20 protein-coding genes and 1 pseudogene are annotated in these 20,939 nt (G+C 61.4%); 12 read left to right on the forward strand and 9 right to left on the reverse strand.

Going from position 1 to position 20,939, the window contains the following annotated elements; translation table 11 throughout:
• Positions 1–3 precede the first annotated feature (3 nt).
• The 3 genes from PFLQ2_RS26295 to PFLQ2_RS26285 form a co-directional block, all read right to left on the reverse strand.
• Positions 4–2,847, reverse strand: a complete 2,844-nt coding sequence (locus tag PFLQ2_RS26295; protein WP_003177314.1) for a class I adenylate cyclase — start codon at positions 2,845–2,847, stop codon at positions 4–6.
• 179 nt (positions 2,848–3,026) lie between these two features.
• Entirely contained in the window at positions 3,027–3,272 is a 246-nt protein-coding gene (locus PFLQ2_RS26290) for a TIGR02647 family protein (RefSeq protein ID WP_003177315.1), read from the reverse strand.
• 265 nt (positions 3,273–3,537) lie between these two features.
• Complete coding sequence (locus PFLQ2_RS26285) at positions 3,538–3,822, reverse strand: hypothetical protein (protein ID WP_003177316.1); 285 nt, start codon at positions 3,820–3,822, stop codon at positions 3,538–3,540.
• 124 nt (positions 3,823–3,946) lie between these two features.
• Here PFLQ2_RS26285 and PFLQ2_RS26280 point away from each other — a divergent pair, with 124 nt between their 5' ends.
• Positions 3,947–4,606 (forward strand): glutathione S-transferase family protein, encoded by a 660-nt coding sequence (locus tag PFLQ2_RS26280; RefSeq protein ID WP_003177317.1) that lies wholly within the window; start codon positions 3,947–3,949, stop codon positions 4,604–4,606.
• Positions 4,607–4,737: 131 nt separating this feature from the next.
• Here PFLQ2_RS26280 and argH read toward each other — a convergent pair whose 3' ends face one another.
• Positions 4,738–6,132, reverse strand: coding sequence for an argininosuccinate lyase (gene argH, locus PFLQ2_RS26275; protein ID WP_003177318.1), 1,395 nt, complete (start codon positions 6,130–6,132; stop codon positions 4,738–4,740).
• A 463-nt stretch (positions 6,133–6,595) separates the two neighbouring features.
• Between argH and PFLQ2_RS26270 the strand changes: the two genes are divergently transcribed.
• The 7 genes and pseudogenes from PFLQ2_RS26270 to PFLQ2_RS26250 all read left to right on the forward strand — a co-directional run bounded on the left by PFLQ2_RS26270 (position 6,596) and on the right by PFLQ2_RS26250 (position 13,037).
• Positions 6,596–7,342 (forward strand): LytR/AlgR family response regulator transcription factor, encoded by a 747-nt coding sequence (locus PFLQ2_RS26270; protein WP_003177320.1) that lies wholly within the window; start codon positions 6,596–6,598, stop codon positions 7,340–7,342.
• A 135-nt stretch (positions 7,343–7,477) separates the two neighbouring features.
• Complete coding sequence (gene hemC / locus PFLQ2_RS26265) at positions 7,478–8,419, forward strand: hydroxymethylbilane synthase (protein ID WP_003177321.1); 942 nt, start codon at positions 7,478–7,480, stop codon at positions 8,417–8,419.
• Positions 8,416–9,162, forward strand: a pseudogene (locus PFLQ2_RS30530) (uroporphyrinogen-III synthase); the annotation flags it as partial. The gene hemC and the pseudogene PFLQ2_RS30530, both read left to right, overlap by 4 nt.
• A 36-nt stretch (positions 9,163–9,198) precedes the next feature.
• Positions 9,199–10,332, forward strand: coding sequence for a uroporphyrinogen-III C-methyltransferase (locus tag PFLQ2_RS30535; protein ID WP_033046367.1), 1,134 nt, complete (start codon positions 9,199–9,201; stop codon positions 10,330–10,332).
• The gene (locus PFLQ2_RS26260) at positions 10,329–11,576 is read left to right on the forward strand and encodes a heme biosynthesis protein HemY (RefSeq protein ID WP_003177323.1); all 1,248 of its coding nucleotides are present in this window, start codon (positions 10,329–10,331) and stop codon (positions 11,574–11,576) included. The genes PFLQ2_RS30535 and PFLQ2_RS26260 overlap by 4 nt, the downstream gene beginning before the upstream one ends.
• A 284-nt stretch (positions 11,577–11,860) precedes the next feature.
• Positions 11,861–12,403 (forward strand): disulfide bond formation protein B, encoded by a 543-nt coding sequence (locus tag PFLQ2_RS26255; RefSeq protein ID WP_003177324.1) that lies wholly within the window; start codon positions 11,861–11,863, stop codon positions 12,401–12,403.
• Between the two features lie 175 nt (positions 12,404–12,578).
• Positions 12,579–13,037, forward strand: coding sequence for an Rsd/AlgQ family anti-sigma factor (locus PFLQ2_RS26250; RefSeq protein WP_003177325.1), 459 nt, complete (start codon positions 12,579–12,581; stop codon positions 13,035–13,037).
• Between the two features lie 58 nt (positions 13,038–13,095).
• Here the strand turns inward: PFLQ2_RS26250 and PFLQ2_RS26245 are convergent, their stop codons facing one another.
• Entirely contained in the window at positions 13,096–13,761 is a 666-nt protein-coding gene (locus PFLQ2_RS26245; RefSeq protein WP_003177326.1) for an FKBP-type peptidyl-prolyl cis-trans isomerase, read from the reverse strand.
• Between the two features lie 191 nt (positions 13,762–13,952).
• Here PFLQ2_RS26245 and PFLQ2_RS26240 point away from each other — a divergent pair, with 191 nt between their 5' ends.
• Complete coding sequence (locus PFLQ2_RS26240; RefSeq protein WP_003177327.1) at positions 13,953–15,143, forward strand: AlgP family protein; 1,191 nt, start codon at positions 13,953–13,955, stop codon at positions 15,141–15,143.
• Here the strand turns inward: PFLQ2_RS26240 and PFLQ2_RS26235 are convergent.
• Positions 15,140–15,607, reverse strand: coding sequence for a TIGR02444 family protein (locus PFLQ2_RS26235; RefSeq protein ID WP_003177328.1), 468 nt, complete (start codon positions 15,605–15,607; stop codon positions 15,140–15,142). The two genes, PFLQ2_RS26240 and PFLQ2_RS26235, sit on opposite strands and share 4 nt — an antisense overlap.
• Positions 15,608–15,657: 50 nt before the next feature.
• On the opposite strand from PFLQ2_RS26235, the gene PFLQ2_RS26230 reads away from it, so the two are divergent.
• The 3 genes from PFLQ2_RS26230 to rhtB all read left to right on the forward strand — a co-directional run bounded on the left by PFLQ2_RS26230 (position 15,658) and on the right by rhtB (position 18,884).
• The gene (locus PFLQ2_RS26230) at positions 15,658–17,568 is read left to right on the forward strand and encodes an ATP-binding cassette domain-containing protein (protein ID WP_003177329.1); all 1,911 of its coding nucleotides are present in this window, start codon (positions 15,658–15,660) and stop codon (positions 17,566–17,568) included.
• Positions 17,568–18,149 (forward strand): mechanosensitive ion channel family protein, encoded by a 582-nt coding sequence (locus PFLQ2_RS26225; protein WP_003177330.1) that lies wholly within the window; start codon positions 17,568–17,570, stop codon positions 18,147–18,149. Before PFLQ2_RS26230 ends, PFLQ2_RS26225 begins: the two co-directional genes overlap by 1 nt.
• Before the next feature lie 102 nt (positions 18,150–18,251).
• Positions 18,252–18,884, forward strand: coding sequence for a homoserine/homoserine lactone efflux protein (gene rhtB, locus PFLQ2_RS26220; protein WP_003177331.1), 633 nt, complete (start codon positions 18,252–18,254; stop codon positions 18,882–18,884).
• Between the two features lie 137 nt (positions 18,885–19,021).
• On the opposite strand, the gene PFLQ2_RS26215 is transcribed toward rhtB, so the two are convergent.
• The 3 genes from PFLQ2_RS26215 to PFLQ2_RS26205 form a co-directional block, all read right to left on the reverse strand.
• Positions 19,022–19,765: a hypothetical protein gene (locus PFLQ2_RS26215; protein WP_003177332.1), complete on the reverse strand. Its 744-nt coding sequence runs from the start codon at positions 19,763–19,765 to the stop codon at positions 19,022–19,024.
• A 3-nt stretch (positions 19,766–19,768) separates the two neighbouring features.
• The gene (gene lpoB / locus PFLQ2_RS26210; RefSeq protein ID WP_003177333.1) at positions 19,769–20,356 is read right to left on the reverse strand and encodes a penicillin-binding protein activator LpoB; all 588 of its coding nucleotides are present in this window, start codon (positions 20,354–20,356) and stop codon (positions 19,769–19,771) included.
• 208 nt (positions 20,357–20,564) lie between these two features.
• The gene (locus PFLQ2_RS26205; RefSeq protein WP_003177334.1) at positions 20,565–20,936 is read right to left on the reverse strand and encodes a YcfL family protein; all 372 of its coding nucleotides are present in this window, start codon (positions 20,934–20,936) and stop codon (positions 20,565–20,567) included.
• Positions 20,937–20,939 lie beyond the last annotated feature (3 nt).

Consider the following 20,939-nt stretch of genomic DNA (forward strand, 5'->3'; position numbering starts at 1 on the left):
ATTTCAGACCAGGGCCAGTGCCTCGTTCAGGGCGCGTTCCAGGTCGGCCTTGTAGCGCAGGTACAGATTGCTTGAACAGGCATCGTCGCCCACCAGCCCCGACAGGTCCAGGTCGGTGATATAGCAACGATAGCGCTGGGCTTCGCGGCGCTGTCCGATGATTTCCCTGGCGACCACGCGAAACAGCTGGTCGCCATGCTCCAGTTCGGAAAACTCCTGCTGATCGCAATACAGGGTGACGTGCACTTGACCGTGCGCGGCTTTGCCAATGATCGCCTGCACGTCATAGAACGGATTGTTCACCGGCGTCTGCGGGGCCGACCGTGCTTCGATCCGCCGCGCCCGGCCACTGCCTGAGGGCAGCAACTGATAGTAGAGCGTTTCCAGGCCCAACGGCTGGGCAACCTCCATCGATAACAGCGCGTCCCGGCGGTACAACAGTGATTGCAGGAAGCGCTGCAACGGCACCAGCAAGCTTTGTTCGTCGTGATAGGGCAGGCGCTGCTGCCATAGAGCGTTGAGCTCATCGAGCACGTACAGATCGGCTTCGTCCTCGTAGACCCGGTAGAACACCTGGATGCACTCGGGCTGGCCCATGGGCAGGATCAACGCCAGGTCGTGGTCGTCCAGGGCCATCGGGTCCAGGTGCAGCGGGCTGTAGGCGGTCGGTTCTTCACCCAGATAATCCGTCAGCGCCGACAGGCTGCCCAGCGCCACGTGATTGACCTGGCCGGGCACCAGCTCCAGCACGTGGTAGTGCTGCTGGACCTGGAGCAGATAACGATAATTGAGCCTGCTCAGTAGCAGGGTCTGCGCCGTTTCGATGACTTCCTCGACGCGCCGCGCGATGAACTGGGCGCGGTTGTGGCAGAAGCAGCGCACCTGCAAACGCGGTTGACGCTGGTCGTTGGGCAGATCGTTGAGGTAATCGCGCAGGCAGTCGAGCAAGGCATGCTCGCCGTCGAAGCGGTTGACCAGCACTTCGTTCCAAGTGTTGAGCGTGACTTGGTCGAGGGTCAGCACCAGGTTCTCCCTGACTCCGGCGTAGCTCAGGGAGTCGGTGCGCTCGGTGGTCATCAGGATATTCAGGTCGCGGTGATGCTTGAGCGGATCAACGCCGACGTTCACCAGGATCAACACTTCGCCGGGTACGCTGGCGCGCAGCAATTGCGCTTCGTCCACCGTGGCCAGGGGCAGGGCGATGGTCTGTTGCAGACTGCCGAGCAGGTTGAACAGCTCGAACTCGCTCAGGTCGCTGTCGCCGGGGTGCAGCGCCAGGCGCGTGCTGCTGTCGATTACGCCGTTGCGATGGCACCAGGTCAGCAGTTCCAGTAATTCACGGCTGCGCTTGATCGGCGCGAAATTTTCCCATTCCAGTGCGTTGAGGCTGCCGTTGTAGAGGCCCCACTGGTTCTGTCCCGGCTCTTTCTTGTTCGGCGACTGGACCAGCGTCAGGGTGTCTTCGGCCAAGTCCGGAGCGATGCCGGGATTGATGAATTCGACCTTGTCGGCCTTGCGCTCGAAGGCTGCATACAGGCGCCGGCCAAGAACGTTGAGGTCGCGCTTGTTGATGACGCTGACGGTTTTTTCAGTGCGGGCGAACTGCGTCAGGAAGCGGTAACTGTGAGTGAGTTCGTTGACCAGCGCGCGCCGTTCGTTGCTGACCTGGCGCACCTTCCACTGGCTGCGGCTGTCCAGCAGCGCCAGTTGCCGCTGGTCCCAGCCCCATTCCCGGGCCAGTCGCTCGAGCAGTACTCGTTGCCAGCCACTGCTGCGTCCCTGGCCTGTGAGCTTGCGATTGACCTTCAAGTACAGCGCCCGGCGAATCAGTTCCAGGCGCTCGGGTTCGCCACGGGTGCTGAGGTATTCCTCGAGGCGGCGGTAAACCACCATGTAGGGGTCGAGTTCTTCCAGGTCCAGGCGGTTGGCGAACACGGCTTGCTTAAAGCGCAGGCTCAGGCAGCGGACGTCGGGATGTTCGCTGGCGTAGACCTCGGTCAGCAGCAGCTTGAGCACTGACTTGTAGGGCGACTCGATGCCTTTGAACAGCTGCCACAGGCCGGCACCAATGAACTCGCCTGGCGGGATATAAGCCAAGTGCCCGAGATCCAGCGTTTCGTCGGCGCGGATGAAGCGCTTGGAAATCAGCGTATGGGTGTACTGCTCATAATTGTCTTCTTCATACACCGGCACCAGCCACCAGATCGGCGTACGCCCGGCCAGCCAGATCGCGGTGCGGTAGAACTCGTCCAGCAGCAGGTAATGCTGAGTCGTGCCGCAATCGTCTGAACTGAGTTGGTTATCCCGCTCGCCCCGCACGAAACGCGCCGGATCGATGAGGAAAAAATGAGCTTCGGCGCCCTGGGTCGCGGCCCATGTCTCCAGCAACTGGCATTTTTTGCGCAGCTCGGCCAGTTCGTCATCGCTCAGGTCCGGGCCGTGGCAAACCCACACGTCCATGTCGCTCTGGTCAGCCTGGGCGAGGGTGCCGAGGCTGCCCATCAGGAACAGCCCGAGGATCGGCCGTGGCGGGTTGCTGCCGTGGCGCGGTTTGTAGGAGAACGACCGTGTCAGCCGCTGGGCCTCGGCGAGAACGTTGGCATCGGGCTCGTAGTTGGACAATCCGGCCGGCGTGCTGCCGGAGACGTAGCCGGGCAGTAGCGGATGATTGACGTGAAAGAACAGCGGCAGCAGCGTCAACACGCCTTGCTGGCGAGGCGACAGGCCTTCCAGGGCGCGATCCATCCGGACGGTGTTGAGTTTGAGAAAACGGGCGCGCAGCTGGCTCAGGACCTTGCGGTCGATTCCCTCGTCCAGATCGGGGCGTATTTCATGGTTGCGGGTCATGTCGGCTCAAACCGGCTCGCGGCATCGAACGTGGGAGAACACAGGTGATGGCAGTTTAGCGCCCGGATTGAGGAATTCTTAAGCTGAAAGTAGGAATTTGGCGTCAGATTTTTCTTAGGCAGGCGCCAATGCGCCTGCGGAAATCCCGAGCAAGGAGATTTCCGTGGGCGACAGGGGGATCAAGCGGCTTCTTGGACGCTGAGTATGGTCAGAACGGTTTGTATGTTTTGCGCCGCATCGCGTCCCAGGCTGGTCAGATAACCACCATCGGGTTGGCTGATCAGTTCTTTTTCGTACAGGCGTTGGGCGGCGGCAATGGCTTTAGGGGCAGCGGTCTGATGAATTTTCAGGCCTTCCTGGGAACTGTCCAGGTTGAAGAGTGCAAGGATTTCCAGTTCGGCAACCAGCTCAGGGGTAAGCGACATAAGGACTCCAGACTTTCTAGGAATTTGGACGACAGCGTCACTAAGGTGAGCGTAGTCGGGCGGGCTGTCCAGTGTCAGTGTCATGCTTTTTGGTTTTTTGTAGCGAGTCCAGGCAAGTTCCTTGTGGCGAGGGGATTTATCCTCGTTGGGGCGCGAAGCGGCCCTAAGAAAATGGATTCATCACGATTCTGGGCCTGCTGCGCAGTCCAGCGGGGATAAATCCCCTCGCCACAGGGCTTGCCACAGAAGCAACTTTGCCTGTCGTTCAGTTCTTTTCCGGCGGTAACTCAGGTAGCGCGCGCAATGCGGCTTCGTACCACTCGGTATTGAAAGGGCGGTCTTCTTCCAAGATCGCGTCGATCTCCACCGCCAGCACATGGGCCATCAGGTTGAGAATCTCGTCGCGCTCATAACCCACCAGGGTCAATTTGTTGAACGTGGCTTTCGCCGCTGGCGGGTTGTCACTTTCGATCTGGTTTTCGATGGCTTGGATCAGGGTGTTCTCGACGAATTCTTCCTCGTCGCTGTCGATGTCGGTTGGCTCGCTCATGGCAGGCTCCTTGAATGAAGGCCGCCAGTTTACCTGCATTGCGCGGCGTGATGCGCCTGGCGAGAAGTGCCTGGGCAGTCTATAACGCTAGGCTGCCCACCCCGCACGGCCTGGAGGCTTTGTAATGCTTGAGCTTTATGGTTTCTCCGTCAGTAATTATTACAACATGGTCAAGTTGGCGCTGCTGGAGAAGGGCTTGCCCTTCGAAGAAGTGTTGTTCTACCCCAGCCAGACTCCCGAAGCCCTGGCCGTCAGCCCGCGCGGCAAGGTGCCGGTGCTGAAAACCGAGCAAGGGTTCATCAACGAAACCAGCGTGATCCTTGAATACATCGAGCAAACCCAACCTGGCAAAGCCTTGCTGCCCAGTGACCCGTTCGAGCGTGCCCAGGTATTGGCCTTGTGCAGAGAGATCGAGTTGTACATCGAGCTGCCGGGGCGAGCCTGCTACGGCGAAGCGTTTTTCGGCATGACGGTACCCGATGCCATCAAGGAAAAGACCCGGGCCGAATTGCTCCTGGGGTTCGCTTCGCTCGGCAGGCACGGCAAATTCTCGCCCTACGTGGCGGGCGATAGCATGAGCCTGGCCGATCTGTATTTTCTCTACAGCTTATCGCTGGCCCTGCAGGTGGGCAGGAAGCTGTTCGATATCGACCTGTTGGCAGACATGCCGGCGGCCAAGGCGCTGATGGAGCGGATGGAGCAGAACCCGCATGTGCAGCGGATCGCGGCGGATCGAGACGCGGCGATGCCGGCGTTTTTGGCGATGATCGCTGCCAAGAAGTGAAGTGTTGAGGTGATCTCAGGATCGCCTTCGCGAGCAAGCTCGCTCCCACATTGGATCCCCAGTGAACACAATTCTTGTGAACATATAGAGATCTACTGTGGAAGCGAGCTTGCTCGCGAAGCTTTTGGCTTTTAGCGGCTGGCCAGCAACGCCTGGCCGCGCACCACGGCCGCCTTGACTTGAGCCGGCGCGGTACCGCCGATGTGGTCGCGGGCATTGACCGAGCCTTCCAAGGTCAATACTGCAAACACGTCCTGCTCGATCTGGTCGCTGAACTGGCGCAGCTCGTCCAGGCTCATTTCCGCCAGGTCCTTGCCGCTGTCCACGCCGTATTTCACGGCATGGCCAACGATTTCATGGCAGTCACGGAACGGCAGGCCGCGGCGTACCAGATAGTCGGCCAGGTCGGTGGCGGTGGAGAAGCCGCGCAGGGCCGCTTCACGCATTACCGCGTGCTTGGGCTTGATGGCGGGGATCATGTCGGCAAAGGCCCGCAGCGAATCGCGCAAGGTGTCGGCCGCGTCGAACAATGGCTCTTTGTCTTCCTGGTTATCCTTGTTGTAGGCCAGCGGTTGGCCTTTCATCAGGGTCAGCAGGCCCATCAGCGCACCAAACACCCGGCCGCTCTTGCCCCGGACCAGTTCCGGCACGTCGGGGTTTTTCTTTTGCGGCATGATCGAGCTGCCGGTGCAGAAGCGGTCTGGCAGGTCAATGAACTGGAACTGCGCGCTCGTCCACAGCACCAGCTCTTCGGAGAACCGCGACAGGTGCATCATCGCGATGCTGGCGGCGGAGCAGAATTCGATGGCGAAATCGCGGTCCGAGACGTTATCCAGCGAGTTGCCGCCCACCGCGTCGAAACCCAGCAACTGGGCAGTGTATTCACGGTCGATCGGGTACGTGGTACCGGCCAGCGCGGCGCTGCCCAGGGGCATGCGGTTGGTGCGTTTGCGGCAGTCGACCAGGCGCTCGTAGTCGCGGCTGAGCATTTCGAACCAGGCCAGCATGTGATGCCCGAACGTTACGGGTTGAGCGGTCTGCAGGTGCGTGAACCCCGGCATGATGCTCCCGGCCTCACGCTCGGCCTGCTCCAGCAAGCCTTTTTGCAAGCGGGTGATCTCGGCCAGGATCAGGTCGATTTCATCGCGCAGCCACAGGCGGATGTCGGTCGCGACCTGGTCGTTACGGCTGCGGCCTGTGTGCAGTTTCTTGCCGGTCACGCCGATGCGATCGGTCAGGCGCGCCTCGATGTTCATGTGCACGTCTTCGAGGTCGACGCGCCAGTCGAACTGGCCGGCCTCGATTTCAGCCTGGATGGTCTTCAGGCCGTCGATGATGCTGTCACGTTCGGCATCGGTCAGTACGCCGACCTTGGCCAGCATCGTGGCGTGGGCGATCGAACCCATGATGTCGTGGCGATACAGGCGCTGGTCAAAGTTGACGGAGGCGGTGAAGCGGGCGACGAAGGCGTCGACGGGTTCACTGAAGCGGCCGCCCCAGGACTGATTGGTCTTGTCAGTGCTCATGAATTCGCTCGTGATCGGCTGTGGAAAAAGTAGCGGTTAAAGGCTGCGGCGGATGATAGCAGGGTTGCCAGGGCTGGCGCTGGCACTGGTCGGCAGGTTTTTCGATGTAAGCCGGGCGTTACAGCGGGATTTTTCGTACAACGATATTTTTCGATTGAGCAATATCGTCTTGGCAACCGTCTACAGTGGACGGTAGGACTTTTGCTTTTTCCATCCATGGCGCACCGGACGAATAAAAGAAGGGGGAGCTCATATTGATCAGATCGAGAGTTAACAATCCCTACGGCGACGCCGTGCGACAACGGGCCTCGAGCATCGGTCGGCAAGCGCTGGTAAAGATAGACAACCGCTTCGCGGCACTTTTTGGCCCTCGAACGAGTCTTAGCGTGGATCGCGGTGACGGATGTCACTTCCCCTTACTACGCTATCCTTGTGCGAGACTCACGCAGGAATCCAGCGCAATATGAATGTCCTGATCGTTGATGACGAACCACTGGCCCGCGAGCGCCTGAGCCGAATGGTTGGCGAGCTCGAGGGTTACAGTGTCCTGGAGCCGAGCGCCACCAATGGCGAAGAGGCATTGGCCCTTATTGACAGCCACAAACCGGATATCGTGCTGCTCGACATTCGCATGCCTGGCCTGGACGGTCTGCAGGTCGCGGCGAAGTTGTGTGAACGCGAGTCGCCGCCCGCCGTGGTGTTCTGTACCACCCGGGATGATTTTCCACCCGAGGTGTTGCAGGCTGGCGCCGTCGGCTACCTGGTCAAACCGGTGGCAGCCGAGGCGTTGGTCGAAGCCTTGCGCAAGGCTGAGCGGCCCAACCGGGTGCAACTGGCCGCGCTGACGCGCCCAGCGGCCGAAAGCGGCAGCGGCCCGCGCAGCCATATCAGTGCGCGCACCCGAAAAGGCATCGAGCTGATCCCGTTGAACCAGGTGGTCTATTTCATTGCCGACCACAAATACGTGACCCTGCGCCATGAGAGTGGCGAGGTGCTGTTGGACGAACCGCTCAAGGCTCTTGAAGACGAGTTCGGCGAACGCTTCGTGCGCATCCACCGCAATGCCCTGGTGGCCCGCGAGCGTATCGAGCGCCTGCAACGCACGCCCCTTGGGCATTTCCAGTTATTTCTCAAGGGCCTTAATGGCGACGCGCTGATCGTCAGTCGGCGGCACGTGGCCGGCGTGCGCAAGATGATGCAGCAACTTTAACCCGGCGTTGCGAGATTCAGCGCGCCATTTGCAAAGGCGATGGCGGCCAGGGAGGGCATGGGGTCGTGATTCAAGTCAAAGCGGTTTTGACTGAGCTGTTATTATCCGCCGTATCTTTTAAGTACGGATTGATCCATGTCCCCTCGCGAGATCCGCATTGCCACTCGTAAAAGTGCCCTGGCCCTGTGGCAGGCCGAATACGTCAAAGCCCGTCTGGAAGCCGCCCATGCCGGCCTCGTCGTGACGCTGGTGCCCATGGTCAGTCGCGGCGACAAGCTGCTGGACTCGCCCCTGTCGAAAATCGGCGGCAAGGGTCTGTTCGTCAAGGAGCTGGAAACCGCGTTGCTGGACAACGAAGCCGACATCGCCGTGCATTCCATGAAAGACGTGCCGATGGACTTTCCCGAAGGCCTGGGCCTGTTTTGCATCTGTGAGCGGGAAGATCCGCGAGATGCGTTCGTTTCCAACACCTTTCCCAGCCTTGAAGCGCTGCCGGCCGGCAGTGTGGTCGGCACTTCCAGTCTGCGTCGCCAGGCCCAGTTGCTGACGCGTCGTCCGGATTTGCAGATCCGCTTCCTTCGCGGCAACGTCAACACGCGCCTGGCCAAGCTCGACGCCGGCGAATATGACGCGATCATCCTCGCCGCCGCCGGCCTGATCCGCCTGGGCTTCGAAGACCGCATCACCTCGGCCATCAGTGTCGACGACAGTCTGCCGGCCGGCGGGCAAGGCGCCGTGGGCATCGAGTGTCGCAGTGCCGACAGCGACATCCAGGCCCTGCTGGCGCCGCTGCATCACAAAGACACCGCCACGCGGGTGTTCGCCGAGCGCGCCCTCAACAAACATCTCAACGGCGGCTGCCAAGTCCCGATCGCCTGCTACGCGGTGCTGGAAGACGACCACGTCTGGTTGCGCGGGCTGGTAGGCGATCCGAGCGGTGGCCGGTTGCTCAGTGCCCAGGCCCGGGCGCCGCGTAGCGATGCCGAGGCGTTGGGCGTGCGGGTGGCCGAGGATCTGTTGAGCCAGGGCGCCGATGACATCCTCAAGAAAGTCTACGGCGAGGCTGGCCACGCGTGACGGGCTGGCGACTGCTGCTCACCCGGCCGGCGGATGAGTCCTCGGCCCTGGCGGCTGTCCTGGCCGAGGCGGGTGTCTTCAGCAGCAGCCTGCCGTTATTGGATATCGCGCCGCTGCCCCTGGGCGATGCCGAGCGGACGATCCTCCAGCAGTTGGACCAATATTGTGCCGTGATCGTCGTCAGCAAGCCTGCGGCACGTTTGTGCGTGGAGCTGCTGCGCCAATATTGGCCCCAACCTCCAGATCAGCCATGGTTCAGCGTCGGGGCCGCCACCGGTGAAATCCTGGCCGGTGCCGGCCTCACGGTGTTCTACCCCGAGAGCGGCGACGACAGCGAAGCCTTGCTCGAACTCCCTGCGTTGCGCCAGGCTGTCACACGGCCCGAACCACGGATCCTGATCGTGCGGGGCGAGGGTGGACGCGGCTTGCTCGCAGAGCGTTTGCGCGAGCAAGGTGCTAGGGTCGATTATCTGGAATTGTACCGTCGCGGCCTGCCGCATTACCGCGAAGGCGAATTGCCGGCGCGGGTTGAAGCGGAACGCTTGAACGCGCTGGTGGTCAGCAGTGGGCAGAGCTTCGAGCATCTGCAGCGGCTGGCGGGCGATGCGTGGCCGACGCTGGCGCAGTTGCCGTTGTTTGTTCCAAGCCCAAGGGTTGCCGAGATGGCGCGTGCCGCTGGGGCCCGAACAGTTGTGGATTGCCGTGGCGCCAACGCCGCGGCTTTGCTGGCGGCGTTACGGGAACAGTCCGTGCCGTTTTCTAATGCAAAGGATGGATACGTGAGCGAAACAGCCTTGCCAAAAGAAGATCAAGACCAGCCAGCGATCGTTGCGCCGGTTGAACCTCCGGCCCCGGTGGCACCGCGTCGCGGCAACGGGCTGGCGATTGTTGCACTGCTGCTCGGAGCCGCCGGCGTGGCCGTTGGCGGTTGGGGTGTGTGGCAGGTACGTCATCTGCAAGCCAATAACCAGCAACAGTCCACCCAAGTCCAGGCGTTGAGTGACCAGGCCCAGACGCTCAAGCTCAATGAGCAGCGCCTGACCGAGCGCCTGGCGCAGTTGCCCCCGGCCGAAGAGCTCGAGGAGCGTCGTCGCCTGGTGGCCCAGTTGCAAGGTGATCAGCAGCGCTTGAACCAGCGGTTGGAAACCGTGCTTGGCGCGAGCCGCAAGGATTGGCGTCTGGCTGAAGCCGAACACCTGTTGCGCCTGGCCAGCCTGCGTCTTTCTGCATTGCAGGACATCAACAGTGCCCAGGCCCTGGTGCAGGGTGCTGACGAAATCCTGCGCGAGCAAAACGATCCTGGTTCGTTCGCTGCCCGTGAGCAACTGGCCAAGACCCTCGCCGCGTTGCGCAGTACCGAGCAACCGGATCGCACCGGGTTGTTCCTGCAACTGGGTGCCTTGCGTGACCAGGTGCTGCAACTCAGTGAGCTGGCGCCCGAATACAAGGACCGCGGTGAATCCCTGCTGGGCCTGACCGCCGATGGCGATGGTGCCAGCCGCTGGGCACAGTGGTGGGACCAGATCTCGCATTACATCCGCATCGATTTCAACGCCGATGAGAATGTCCGTCCGCTCCTGGCCGGGCAAAGCTTGATGCAAGTGCGCCTGGCCCTCAGCCTGGCGCTGGAGCAGGCGCAATGGGCCGCTCTTAATGGCCAGGCGCCGGTGTACACCCAGGCGCTGACCGAAGCACGGGACGTCCTGAAGAACAACTTCAATCAGGACAATCCGCAGAGCAAGATCATGCTCGAACGCGTGGTTGAGCTGTCCAGGCTACCGGTGACAGTGGTCACGCCAGACCTGACGGGCACGCTGAGCAGCGTCCAGGCCTATCTTGAGCGTCGTAACCTGAACGCCGAAGAGTCGGTCAAGCCGCTGCCCAAGGCGGGCGGGCAGGAGGCTACGCCATGAAGCGTCTCTACGTGATTCTGTTCGTGGTCATCGCTGCCGCCGCCTTGCTGGGCGTAGCGATTTCCGAGCATTCGGGTTACGTGCTGGTGGCATACAAGAACTTCCGCTACGAAGCCGGCCTGTGGGTCACCCTGGCACTGGTCGCCGTGCTCTGGTTGCTGTGGCGCGGCGTCAGCGGCTTGATCGGGCTGGTGACCACTTCTACCGGTGTGGTCAATCCATGGTCGCGGCGCAATCGCAGTCGTCGCGTGCAAGTGGCAATCGAACACGGCCAATTGGACCTGGCCGAAGGTCGCTGGGCCAGCGCCCAGCGGCATCTGCATCGTGCCGCCGAGGCCGAGCGCCAGCCATTGTTGTATTACCTCGGCGCTGCCCGGGCGGCCAATGAACAAGGGCTTTACGAGCAGAGCGACAGTTTGCTGGAGCGCGCCCTGGAGCGTCAGCCCCAGGCGGAACTGGCCATTGCGCTCACCCACGCGCAATTGCAGACCGACCGCGGCGACACCGAGGGCGCGTTGAATACGTTGCAAGCCATGCATGAGCGTCATCCCCATAACGCCCAGACCCTGCGCCAATTGCAACGATTGCATCAGCAGCGCGGCGATTGGTCGGCAGTGATCCGTCTGCTGCCTGAACTGCGCAAGGACAAAGTACTGCCGGCCAGCGAACTGGCGGAGCTGGAGCGTCGGGCATGGGGCGAGAACCTCACCCTGGCAGCCCATCGTGAGGAGGACGGCACTGTTGGCCTGCAATCGCTCAATCGTGCCTGGCAACAACTGACCTCCGCGCAGCGTCAGGAGCCGGCGTTGATCCTGGCCTATGCCGAGCAACTGCGACAGCTGGGCGCCCAGGCCGAAGCCGAAGAGGTGCTGCGGGTCGCCCTCAAACGCCAGTACGACAGCCATCTGGCGCGCCTCTACGGTTTGGTTCGTGGTCACGATCCGATTCGACAGTTGCAAACGGCCGAAGGCTGGCTCAAGGACCATCCGGCCGATCCAAGCCTGCTGCTGACGCTGGGGCGCCTGTGCCTGCAAGGCAGCTTGTGGGGCAAGGCTCGGGATTATCTGGAAAGCAGCTTGCGGGTCCAGCGTAACCCCGAAGCGTGCGCCGAACTGGCACGGTTGCTGGCGCAACTGGGGGATGCCGAGCGCAGCAATCAATTGTTCCAGGAAGGCTTGGGGCTGCTGGATGAACGCTTGCTGGCCGCACCGTTGCCGGTCCCGGCCCAGGTCCTGCCTACTTGAGTCGGCGGGACAATCTTAAAATCGACATGAGTCCATGGGGTGAGGAGGCAAGCTTCCTCACCCCCCGGGATGACGCGATTCTTGAATGAGCGGCGCGATAACAGGCCCGATTTAGGCGCTTTGCTCGTGCCTTCGGCAAAGTCCTACAGCGCGTTGCGCCGAATCCCTTTGTACCCGTCGGGAATTCCCTACATCCCTGGTGAACTGTCTGCCCGGGCCCGCCTTGAAAGGCCCGAGGGCTTTCCTCTACCGTAACTACTTGTCTCTTCTGTTACGGAACCGCCATGTCCTTGGCCAGCTCACGCTTCTCGTTTCTCATGGCTTCCACCGCCGCAGCCCTGGCTTTTGGCATTGCCAGCTATCTGGAATATTCGGTCGGTCTGACGCCTTGCAGTCTGTGTGTCTTGCAGCGGTTGTGCCTGCTGCTGTTCCTGGTGAACGGCCTCATCGCTTGCGTACACGGTCCAGGTCAAAAGGGCAGCATCGTCTACGGGGCGATGGGATTGGTTTTTGCCTCTGCCGGAATGACCCTGGCCTGGCGTCAGGTGCTGATGCAGAGCCGTTCGTTCGAGCGGTTGCCCAGTTGCGTCGCTCCGCTCGACAGGGCGGACTCTTGGTGGTGCGCCCTGCGCAGCGTTCTTGATGGCGCGGTCGACTGCGCGAATATCACCTGGACGTTGTTCGACTTGAGTATCCCGGAGTGGAGCCTGCTGTTTTTTCTCGCAGTCTCGATCGCAATGAGCTACCTGCTGTTGCGCCTGGTCTGGAACGCCCTGGTGCGCCCGCTTAGCGGCGATACGTCGCAGCTGGTCCGGGTATTGGATTAAACACTTGTATGAACATTATCTCCTGCGTACCTTGAAGCCGTTGTCGTGCGGGCATAATCTGGCCGGCACGTGTTATTGGAATTGTGCCGCTCGATCACGTTGTGCCTGGCTTGTCCCTGATCAATCAGGCGCGTGCAGGCTGCGAGGGGCATGACTCACAAGGGAAGAAATCACCATGCTCGAAAGTTGTCAGAATGCTCAGGAACGCTGGGGTGGGGTGCATCTGCTGATCGACCGCTGGTTGCAGGAGCGTCACGAACTGGTTCGGGCCTATGACGCTCTCGGCGACAAGCCTGAAGCGCTGGGCGAAAGCCGCAAGCCCCTGTTGGAGTTCTGCGGTGTGCTGGTCGACTATGTGTCTGCCGGTCATTTCGAGATCTACGAACAACTGACGGGCGAGGCCAAGGCCTTCAACGACAAGCGCGGCCTGGAACTTGCCGAGCAGATCTATCCGCGCATCGACGTCATCACCGAAAAGCTGCTGGCGTTCAACGACCTGTGTGATGAAGGCAAGTGCGTCGCGGAAAAATTCAAGGAGCTGGGCGGCTTGCTGCACGAACGTTTCGAACTGGAAGACTGCCTGATCGAAGTGCTGCACAACGCTCACAAGGAAGAAGCTGCGGTCCAGGCCTGAGGGTTCGCAGTCATCAAAAACGGTGCGCATTGCGCACCGTTTTTCGTTTCGGGCAGTGTCAGGTCGTCGCGCCCAGCAACTCGATTTCAAACACCAATGGCGTGAAGGGTGGGATTACGTCCCCGGCACCTTCGGCGCCATAGGCCAGGGTCGAAGGAATCACCAACCGCCATTTAGCGCCTACCGGCATTTGCGGCAATGCGCTGCGCCAGCCATCAATCACGCTGTCGAGATTGAACCACTGCGCCTGGTGGTTGGAGTCGAATACGGTGCCGTCCGGCAGCCGACCGATATACAACACCTGGACCTTGCCATGAGGACCGGCCTTCGCACCTTTGCCTGGCTTGATTTCGGTCAGCAGGATGCCGTCGGCGAGTTGCTGGACGCCGGGCCGATTTTTTTCTGCGTTGAGAAATTTCTGCTCCGTCTTCAACGCCACTTCAATTTGCGGGGTTGTCGATGAGGCCGTCAGTTGTGCCTGATGTTCGGCCAGGATCTGTTCAATGCGCTCATCCTTGAGTGCCAATGGCTTGCCCTGATAAGCCTGTTGAAGCCCTTCGACCAACGCTTGGATCTGCAGGTCGGGCACGTCCTGGCGCAGGCGTTCACCCAGGCTTGCGCCAAGGCTATAAGCCAAATCGTGTGCATCGTTTGCGCCGGTTTTTTCAACGGCCATGGCCGTGGAGCAAGCGATGCACAGCAATAAAAACAGGTGACGCGACATGTCTGCTCTCCGGTCTCGAATCGAGAAATTATGCCAGTGACGATCTCTGTAGTGATGGGTTGTCCAGGCACTGGTGCAGAAGATTTTTCGTCCCTTGCAACGCAACGTCTTGTGTACTGTCAACATGCCCTAGCGGCGGTTGCAGCAGAGGTCTAGTATGAGCCGCACTCACGTCAGTCAGGAGGTAAACCATGTCGGCCACCAAGAAGCCTGTAAACACTCCGTTGCACTTGCTCCAACAACTTTCGGGCAGCTTGCTCGAGCATCTTGAAAATGCCTGCTCCCAAGCCCTGGCTGATGCTGAAAAACTGCTCGCCAAGCTGGAAAAACAACGCGGCAAAGCGCAAGAAAAACTGCACAAGTCGCGCACCAAATTGCAAGACGCAGCCACCGCTGGCAAGGCCAAGGCACAAGCCAAGGCCAAGGACGTCGTGAAAGAACTCGAAGACCTGCTCGATGCCCTCAAGGATCGCCAGTCCGAAACCCGCACCTACATTCTGCAACTCAAGCGTGATGCCCAGGAAAGCCTGAAACTGGCCCAGGGTGTTGGTCGCGTGCAGGAGGCTGCGAGCAAGGCGCTGACACTTCGAGCGGCCAAGCCTGTCGCTGTATCGGCCAAGAAGCCAGCGGCTAAACCCGCCGTGGCAAAAACACCGGCGAAAGTGGCTGCCAAGCCAGCCGTTAAAGCAACCGCCAAAGCGGCCAGCAAGCCAGCCGCCAAACCGGTCGCTGCCAGCGCTGCCAAACCTGCTGCTAAAAAACCGGTCGTCAAAGCTGCCGCCAAGCCAGCGGCCAAACCTGCTGCAAAAAACGCAGCCGCTAAACCTGCTGCCAAGGCAACTGCAAAACCTGCTGCCAGCAAAGTCGCCGCGGCCAAGCCTGCGGCCAAAGCGGCTGCGAAACCCGCTGCCGTCAAACCAGCAGCAACCAAGACCGCCGCGGCCAAACCTGCGGCTAAAGCGACTGCGAAACCCGCTGCCGCGAAACCAGCAGCGACCAAAACCGCCGCGGCCAAACCTGCTGCCAAAGCGGCTGCAAAACCCGTCGCCAAACCCGCCGCGGCCAAGCCTGCAGCGAAAGCGACCGCCAAGCCTGCCGCTGCCAAAGCACCCGCCAAAGCGACCGCTAAATCCGTTGCCAAACCTGCTGCGGCCAAACCTGCTGCCGCGAAGCCAGCCGCTGCAAAACCTGCCGCCAAGCCAGCGGCCAAACCTGCCGCGAAAAAACCCGCTGCCGCAAAACCTTCGACTGCACCAGCAGCCAAGCCTGCGACATCGACTCCAACAGCGACTCCTGCGCCAACCGCCAGCACTCCGGCCCCGGCGATCAACCCAACCGTCGCCGTTGCGCCGAGCACCAGCACCCCAACCAGCGCTTCCTAAGTGCCGGACACCGCGACGCGCAGCTGATGCAGCGCGTCGTGGTTCGCTGGGTCGGCACTCGCCGCCAGCAGCCCTTGCAGCCATTGTGCTGAACCGTCCTGTTGTACCTCAGGCCAATCCCCGGCCGCCGTCTCCAATCGCTCCAGCAATCGCCGTTCGGCATCCAACTCAAGCTGCTTGATCTGTTCGCGCAAGGAATAGAGCACTGCGTCTTCGCAAGCCTTGGTCTTCCATTGGATGCGCAGCGTGCGCAAGGGCCTGACCACGTCAGCGTCCCAAGACTCGGCCAATTGTCGAAGCTGTTGCAACCGTTGTTCACTGCACGCTACGCCGCGCCGTTCCAGCCATAAACCGCACAGCAGCAGGCAGACGTTGGCGCCGGCATCTTGTAGCGCCAGGCAGGCATGCTCGACGCCAGGCTTGGCGTAGAGGTCGAGGGAAAAGCTCCACAGGTCAGGGTGCATCGTGCTACTCGCGCCAGTTGCGAGCGAAGCTGGTAGACTCCGCCGCCATTATGATCCGACTTCAGAACCTCACTTTACAGCGTGGCCCGCAACGTCTGCTAGAAGACGCCGAGCTGACCCTGCACGCCGGCCACAAAGCCGGTCTCATCGGTGCCAACGGCGCCGGCAAATCGAGCCTGTTCGCCTTGCTGCGAGGCGAATTGCACCCGGATTCGGGCAATTGCCTGTTGCCGGCCGATTGGCGCATCGCCCACATGCGCCAGGAGGTCGATACCCTCGAGCGCCTGGCGGTGGACTATGTGCTCGACGGCGACCTGCGCCTGCGCCAGGTGCAACGCGACCTGGCGGCAGCGGAGGCGGCTCACGACGGCGCCGCCCAGGCCCGTCTGCACTCGGAACTCGACAGCGCCGACGGTTACACCGCCGATGCCCGTGCGCGCAAATTGCTCGCCGGCCTGGGTTTTACCAATGAACAGATGGACCGTCAGGTCGGGGATTTTTCCGGCGGCTGGCGGATGCGCCTGAACCTGGCGCAGGCGCTGATGTGCCCATCCGATCTGCTGTTGCTCGACGAGCCGACCAACCACTTGGACCTCGACGCGATCATCTGGCTGGAAGACTGGCTCAAGGGTTATCCCGGCACGCTGCTGCTGATTTCCCACGACCGTGACTTCCTCGACGCCGTGGTCGATCACGTCGCTCATGTCGACCAACGCAAGCTCACCTTGTACCGCGGCGGCTACAGCGCGTTCGAGCGGGCCCGTGCCGAACGCCTGGCCCAGCAACAGCAAGCCTACGAGAAGCAGCAGGCGCAGCGTGCGCACATGGAAAGCTACATCGCCCGCTTCAAGGCCCAGGCCACCAAAGCCCGCCAGGCGCAGAGCCGGATCAAGGCGCTGGAGCGGATGGAGGAGCTGTCCGCGGCCCACGTCGATTCGCCGTTCGATTTTGTCTTCCGCGAATCCACCAAGATCTCCAGCCCGCTGATCGACCTGTCCGATGCGCGCCTGGGCTATGGTGACAAGACCGTGCTGGAGAAGGTCAAGCTGCAACTGACCCCAGGCGCACGGATCGGTCTGCTGGGCCCCAACGGTGCCGGTAAGTCGACCCTGATCAAGAACCTCTCCGGCGAACTCGAACCGCTGGCCGGGCGCCTTACCCGAGGCGAGAACACGGTCGTCGGTTACTTCGCCCAGCATCAGCTCGATTCCCTCGATTCCAAGGCCAGCCCGCTGCTGCATCTGCAACGCCTGGCGCCGACCGAGCGTGAGCAGACGTTGCGTGATTTCCTCGGTGGTTTCGATTTCCGCGGGGCGCGCATTGACGAGCCGGTGCTGAATTTCTCCGGTGGCGAAAAGGCGCGCCTGGCGCTGGCACTGATCGCCTGGGGCCGGCCGAACCTGTTGCTGCTCGACGAACCGACCAACCACCTGGACCTGGAAATGCGCCTGGCCCTGACCATGGCCTTGCAGGAATTCAGCGGGGCGGTGCTGGTGGTGTCCCACGATCGGCATCTGCTCAAGAGCACCACGGACAATTTCTTCCTGGTGGCCGACGGCAAGGTCGAGGAATTCGACGGCGACCTGGAAGACTATGCGCGCTGGCTGGTGGAGTATCGCCAACGCAACGCCCCGGTCAGTACCACGCCGGTCAACCCGGACAAGACCGACAAGAAAGCCCAGCGCCAGGCTGCGGCAGCCCTGCGTCAGCAGTTGGCCCCGCACAAGCGCGAGGCGGACAAGCTCGAAGCCGAACTGGGCAAGCTCCACGAGAAATTGCAGAAAATCGAAACCAGCCTCGGCGACAGCGGTCTCTACGAGGTGGCGCGCAAGGATGAATTGCGTGATCTGCTGGCCGAGCAGGCCAAACTGAAGGTTCGAGAAGTGGAGCTTGAGGAGGCGTGGATGCAAGCGCTTGAACTGCTGGAAAACCTGCAAGCGGAGCTGGAGGCGTTGTCCTGATGGAAGCGATGACGTTGCCTGTCCCGATTATGTGGATCGAGCCGATCTGGCTCGGTGTGCAAGTGCTGCTGATCCTGCTGGCCGGCTATGTCGCGCAGCGCTTCGTGGCGCGTGCCCTCACTGGCCTTGGCGAGCGCTACCCCTTTCCGCCGCAATTGGTGATCATCCTGCGGGGCGTGCTGCGCTGGTTGATCATGGGCAGCGCGGTGCTGGTGGTGCTCGAACGCCTGGGCGTCTCGGCCACGGTACTGTGGACCGCGTTATCGGGTTTTGTCGCGGTGGCGGCGGTGGCGTTCTTTGCCATCTGGAGCGTCTTGTCCAACCTGCTCTGCGCCGTCCTGATCTACACCGTCGGGCCGTTTCGCCTGGGGGACGTGGTCGAGTTGGTGGAAGCTACCGACAAGCCCGGCATCAAGGGGCGAGTGGTCGCGATCAATCTGCTTTACACCACACTGATCGAGCCCGATGAGCTCGGCACGGGCAGCTCGATGGTGCAGGTGCCCAACACGCTGTTCTTCCAGCGTTCGGTCCGACGCTGGCGCGGCAGCGAGGCGTTTCCGGTGGGTGGTTTCGTCGAATAACCTGGCCTCGGCAGATCATTTGTCTTTATAAAAAAACGGTGGTCAACCTCACGGCGGCGCATTAGCTTAGGCGTTTTCGACGAATCTGAGCCGAGGTGTGCAATGTTGCTGGAAACATGGCTGGCGTTTTTTGCTGCGTGTTGGGTCATCAGCCTTTCTCCAGGCGCCGGTGCCATCGCATCGATGTCCAGTGGTCTGCGCTATGGTTTCTGGCGTGGTTACTGGAACGCCCTGGGCCTGCAACTGGGCCTGGCGCTGCAAGTCGTCATCGTCGCTGCCGGTGTTGGCGCGATACTCACGGCATCGGCTACCGCTTTTCATGCGATCAAATGGTTCGGCGTGGCTTATCTGGTCTATCTGGGTATCAAGCAGTGGCGAGCCATCCCCGGCGACATCAGTGACGACGCTGTCGTGCGGCCTATCGGTAACCCTTTAGCGCTGGTGTTCCGCGGTTTTCTGGTCAACATCAGCAACCCCAAGGCCCTGGTGTTCATGCTGGCGGTGCTGCCGCAGTTCATCGATCCCCATGCCCCGCTGGTCAAGCAGTACCTGATCCTGGGCGTGACCATGATCTGCGTCGACCTCATCGTCATGGCCGGGTACACCGGGCTGGCGTCCAAGGTCCTGCGCCTGCTGCGCACGCCGCAACAGCAACGGCGGATGAACCGCACTTTTGCCGGCCTGTTCATCGGGGCGGCGGGTTTCCTGGCGACGATGCGCAGGGCTGCGGTGTAAACAGCTTTTGCACTACACCTGTGGCGAGGGAGCTTGCTCCCGCTGGGCTGCGAAGCGGCCCCAAGATCTTGCGGTCGCTGCACAACCGAGCGGGAGCAAGCTCCCTCGCCACAAAAGCATCTATCCAGCGGTGTGGCTCAGCGCAGGATCACCGGCGCGGTATCCCGGGGCAGGTTGTTGCGCTGCACGGGTTCGCCAGGCTGTTCGTAACGCGGGCCGCCAAGCTGTTCGCTCAGCTGTCGCGCCACGTCCTCACCCAGGGCCTTGGACACGTCGCGCACCACCCGTGGACGGTTGAGGCTGATGTGTACGTCCCGGTGGTTCAACAGCTTGGTGTCCTGGCCTTCGCCCATGGCGGTGAACGCCGAGGTGATTTCGTAGGTCTTGGTGTTGATCAGGCTGAAGTCCGCCACCAGTGTCAATGCAAGCACCGCCGAATAGCTGTTGGTGTTGGCCAGTTCATTGATGTCGCGGGTGAAATCGATGTCCGACACCGTGCCGAACAGCACGTAGTCGGCGCCCTTGAAATTCCCGGCCTTGATGCGCTTGATCACGTCATAGACATCGCCCTTGGACGACGCGGTGTAAGGCGTGCCCTGGACCAGCTGGAACATGCCGCTGCGCAGCATCTCGCCCTTGATGTCACCGGTGAACTTGCGCAGTTCGCCTTGCTCGATGTAGCTGCTGGTGGCTTCCATCTCGTCGTAGCTCGACGAGGCGCTGGCGCTGTAGGGGTTCGCCTGGAAATTGCTCTGGGCTGAAACGGTGTGGATGTATTCCTCTACCCGTTCTTGGTACGCAAGGTCAGTGACCGCGACTTTTGGGGCCGCCTGCGCGCTGAACGCACAGGCCAGGGCCATGATGCCGATCCATGTGCGCATGGCTTATCGCTCCGTGGTCTTGCGGATTTCTTTCTCGTCCATCCACTCGGCCAGACCGCTCTCGACGTCGATCAGTTGCAGGCTGAATTTGTAGAAGACGTCCTTGTAGTCACTGCTGCGCTTGACGATCGAGCTGATGGAGCCTTCGAGGCGGTACTTGGCGGCGATCATGTTGCCGGTCTTGGCCACGGTGCTTTTCTTGTACAGGCCACTCTGGTTTTGCAGCTTCAACTGGTCGACCTGGCTGTCCATGGCGGTGTTGTCGCTGGCGAAGCGCGCCGCACCGGTCTTCATCAACTGGGTCTTGATGCTAGTGGTGATTTCACGGGTGTCGATGTATTCGCTGGTCTTGTTCTTCACGTCATAGACCTGGACCACCGGGCGACCTTGCAGGATGCCGGACTGTGCCAGGGAACGGGTCATGGACTCGGCAATCATCTGCAGGTCGGTGGAGCCGAATTCATTGGTCACGGTTTCCACGGCCTTGGTGTCGCCGTAGCTGATGTTCTTGTTGCCCAGGACAGGCGAGTTATTGGCGCAGCCGCTGACCAGCAGGGCCGCGAGGGCGAGGGAAGAAATGCGTACGAACATGTGGGTGCTCTCGAAAGCTGAATGAAATGGGGCTAAGGCGTAATGCCGGTCAGTACAGGAACTTGTGCCGACGATCCCCTGTGGCGAGGGAGCTTGCTCCCGCTGGGCTGCGAAGCAGCCCCAAAATCTTGCGGTCGCTGCGCAACCGAGCGGGAGCAAGCTCCCTCGCCACGGGGTCTGGTGTTGGCTTGACTGACCGGAACCAGGCTCAAGGCGTATTGATTTCCAGACGGAAGTCCACGGCCTTGGGGGTCGGCGCGATGGCGGGCAGGAAGCTGGTCTGTTCGCCGTACAGCGTCAGGGTTTTCCAGGTTTCCTCCTCGGCAATCGGGAAGCCTTCGGGGCCCAGCCAGGCGAAGCGGTAGTACATCGTCTTGTTGTTGTAGCTGGTGTTGCTCAGCTGCACGTTGACGGTCATGTAGCCGTTTTCCCGGGCCACGCGCATGGCGCCGACCACGATGTTCTTGGTCTTGCCCATCGCCACGACCTTGCTGGCGGCGGTGCCCGGCTCCGGTGGCGGCGGGGTGGCGCAACCGGCCAGCAAGGCCAGGGCGCCGACGGCGATCAGTTTTAAACGCATGCG

The organism is Pseudomonas fluorescens Q2-87 (assembly GCF_000281895.1).
GTDB classification, from domain to species: Bacteria; Pseudomonadota; Gammaproteobacteria; order Pseudomonadales; family Pseudomonadaceae; genus Aquipseudomonas; species Aquipseudomonas fluorescens_S.